The organism is Dyadobacter sp. HNCC25DJ186 (genome assembly GCF_056895235.1).
In genome coordinates this window covers 1-3,100 of sequence record NZ_JBXHAS010000032.1, presented here as the reverse complement: position 1 = coordinate 3,100, position 3,100 = coordinate 1, and the positions used below count along the sequence as shown (strand labels likewise).

Sequence of the window (3,100 nt, the reverse complement as noted above, 5' to 3'; positions counted from 1 at the left end):
AGGGAGGCTGTAAAATGATATTTTAAATTAAATAACCATCGAATTTACAAGAAAAGTCTTCATCATTTATACTAGATAACTATTAAAAAATCCCGTCCTACCCCATCCCCCTTCCACTGACCATATTTACTCCATGGTCATGAAAATCCACTTAAAAGACGCAATGCGCCAGATCCAGCTCTCGTCTGGGTCGCAGAAAACTTTTGCTATAACCTATCAGAAAAAAGATGGGACCTATGGCGAAAAAGACGAATGCCGTAACCGGTCCGGCTATTATAGCAAAGGCAAATCTGACCTTGCCAGCATCAAACATGAAACCAAACGTGCCGGCAAGGCTATCCTGGAATACCGGACACGCTCAGGGGCCTGGCAGCCTTTCGAGGTATTTTGGTGTTTGATGCGAACTTTCGACGGCCGCGAAATTGATCACCGATTTTAATTTTTATTAGCCATGTCAAATAAAACAAGACCCAAAACCAGGATGATCCGCTTTTCCAAATCCGCGTCAGTGGATCCGGATCAGCAGCGCGACATCAACAGTTCACGCGGCAACGTGCAACGGACTGTAAAATCCAACGGCAAAGACTTTGAACTGTATCCCTGGGGCGAAAACAACCTACTACCCAACGAGCGGATTAAACTTTTAAGAACGAACGGCGATGCTCAAAACCTGATAGAAGCCAGGGCGGATTTTCTCTATGGCGGTGGTTTCGGATGGTTCAAACACGTCAATAAAAACGGGATCATCACCCGCGAACCGTTCACCAACAAAGCCACGGAAGACTATTTGGCAGCCTACGGAATGGAGGATCTGGGCAACGTTGTCAATCAAATGTGTACGTCTTTGATTGAAACCGGAAACATTTTTGTAAACCGCTCCATGGTGGGAAAACTTCCGGTTTACAGTATCAAGGATAGTTTGATTTGCCGGGCCACTATCGCCAATACCAAAAACGTAGAAACCTGGTTGTTAAATTCGGATTGGTCCAGTTCTGAAAGCGTAAATAAAAATACGATCGCTGTCCCGGCTTACAATACCGCCAATGCCGAACTGGAAGAAACCATCTTTCAGCTACGCCCATTTCAGACCGGGCAACCCTACTACGGGTTTGCCCAGTATTGGGGTGATGAAACCGTTCAGTGGATCGAGGTCATGAATTTCATTGCAAAGTCTATCGGACAGACGGTTAAACACAACAAGAACATCGCCCACATTTGCCGGGTAGCTACCTCCTATTTTGATCAAATGGTTGCCAATGCTGCATCGTCTGAGGAAAACCAGAATGATGATAGTTTTGATACTGAAAAGGAAAAGCAAAAGGTCCGCGATGATTTCTACAAAAACGTAGAAAAGATGATCGAAAGTGAGGACGGTCCACGTGTAATCTTTGATGAGTGTGATTTTGGATCTGACGGGAAACTATCAGGGATGATAGCATTTGAAGAGATCAAACGATCTTTAAACGCCAAAGAATTACAGGAAGCCTATGACACCGCGCTCCGTGCATTTGCCAACGCTTCCAGGTTACTTCCTACCCTGGCCGGCGTTTCAGATGGCAAAACAATCGGCGGATCCGGATCTGAATTAAAGGTTTCTGCCAATTATCAGCAGTTTTTCCGAACACCCCGTGAACGTCAGCTAATCCTTTCGCCTTTCAACCGGGATGTAAAAGCTGCTTTGAAACTTCCAAAAGATGTTCACGCTGGTTTCTTCGACATTTTACTGGTTAGTGATGATAAAAATCCGGCCGGAAAAGAATCGAAATCAAACCAGAATTCCGGAACAAAAGATCCTAATTCACAACAAACCGAACAGAACGATGCTGCTTAGAAATATCGAAGATCTTATTTTGTACCTGGGCCGTGCGATCATGAGCGCCACGACCGATGATTTCATCAAACCATATATCAACGAAGCCCAGGAAACGATTCTGGAAAGAGCGTTAGGTCCAGAAATTATTTTGGCACTGGAAGCCTACCGGGACGAGCCCACCGGCGATGTCAAAATGGATGCCCTTTTGAGAAAAACCCAGCGCGCCCTTGCCTGGTATGCTTACCTGAAATATTTGCCTTTTGCGATCGGAAACGACGGTGATAATGGTCTGCAAGAAATGGGCGGGGAAAATAATCAACCTGTTCGAATTGGTGTATTAGATAAGCGGATCCGCGAAACAGAAAGAAACGCGGTCCAGGCATTGGAAGCGGTTCTGTTATACCTGGAACAAAACCTTTCTGATTTTCTAGCGTATAAAAATTCTGAAACAGCCAAAGCAACCAGGTCACTGTTTGTCTCGTCCGCTACGATCATGAGCGAATTCCTTCCCATCATTGAAGGCAATTACAGGTTGTTCCTGAACATACGTCCATATTTGAAATTGGCCGAACGCGACTTTCTTTTGCCACGGATCGGCCGGGCGCAATTCGATCGATTGAAAACAGCGCTGGTTAGTGGCACGCTGACGGCCGATGAAAAAGATCTATTGTTTTCAATACGCCGGGCGCTTTCTCATACGGCCTATTATATGGCGCTGCCTAACATGCAGTTTGTGATGCTGGGTAACGGAAACATCCGTGTGCTGTCAGATTTTGACGGGATCTACAACGCCAAAGCGCCGGATAATGAAACCATTTTAAGCTTGGTACGCGCGTCAGAAACAGAATCCAAAAAATGGCAGAACGCCCTGCGTACCTATTTGTCGCGCAACCTGGATAAGTTTCCGGACTATGCCCAAAGCCAGGCAGCAAAGGAGATCCCAAGCAACAAACTGCCTGACAACGATCAGTACCACTCAATCTTCCGGATGAAATAATGGATTACTTAGCTACCATGCAGCACCAGAAGCTGCAAATGAGTCGAAACCCTATTGTCGTGCTGGTGGATCCTGTTGTTTTGCCAGCAGGATCCAGCCGGGTAGATCTGCGTTACTTTTTGGAATTACGCATCCAAAAATCTTTTCAGAATAGCCAGTTCGTCAATTTGGCGGTTCAGGAAGCGTCAGAAAAGCCGGTGCCCGATGGCTACACGATCAGCCCGGGTGCTTACTTTGAAGTGCAGACCCGGATTGATGACCAGCTCAGCGCAACGCCGCCCGTGTATGCC

The 3,100-nt window shown here is 46.3% G+C and carries 4 protein-coding genes; all 4 read left to right on the top strand.

Features of this window, described 5'->3' with window-relative positions; all coding sequences use genetic code 11:
* The first annotated feature begins 139 nt into the window (after positions 1-139).
* Positions 140-439: a hypothetical protein gene (locus tag AC1XUO_RS29515; RefSeq protein WP_483333501.1), complete on the top strand. Its 300-nt coding sequence runs from the start codon at positions 140-142 to the stop codon at positions 437-439.
* 12 nt (positions 440-451) lie between these two features.
* The gene (locus tag AC1XUO_RS29510) at positions 452-1,831 is read left to right on the top strand and encodes a hypothetical protein (RefSeq protein WP_483333500.1); all 1,380 of its coding nucleotides are present in this window, start codon (positions 452-454) and stop codon (positions 1,829-1,831) included.
* On the top strand, positions 1,821-2,810 hold the full coding sequence (locus tag AC1XUO_RS29505; protein WP_483333499.1) for a DUF6712 family protein: 990 nt from the start codon (positions 1,821-1,823) through the stop codon (positions 2,808-2,810). Before AC1XUO_RS29510 ends, AC1XUO_RS29505 begins: the two co-directional genes overlap by 11 nt.
* Before the next feature lie 38 nt (positions 2,811-2,848).
* A partial coding sequence (locus AC1XUO_RS29500; protein WP_483333498.1) for a hypothetical protein occupies positions 2,849-3,100 on the top strand: 252 nt, incomplete at its 3' end.

Coding starts and splice junctions, on each gene's coding strand:
- AC1XUO_RS29515 (WP_483333501.1), top strand. CDS start 140: ATGAAAATCCACTTAAAAGACGCAATGCGCCAGATCCAGCTCTCGTCT.
- AC1XUO_RS29510 (WP_483333500.1), top strand. CDS start 452: ATGTCAAATAAAACAAGACCCAAAACCAGGATGATCCGCTTTTCCAAA.
- AC1XUO_RS29505 (WP_483333499.1), top strand. CDS start 1,821: ATGCTGCTTAGAAATATCGAAGATCTTATTTTGTACCTGGGCCGTGCG.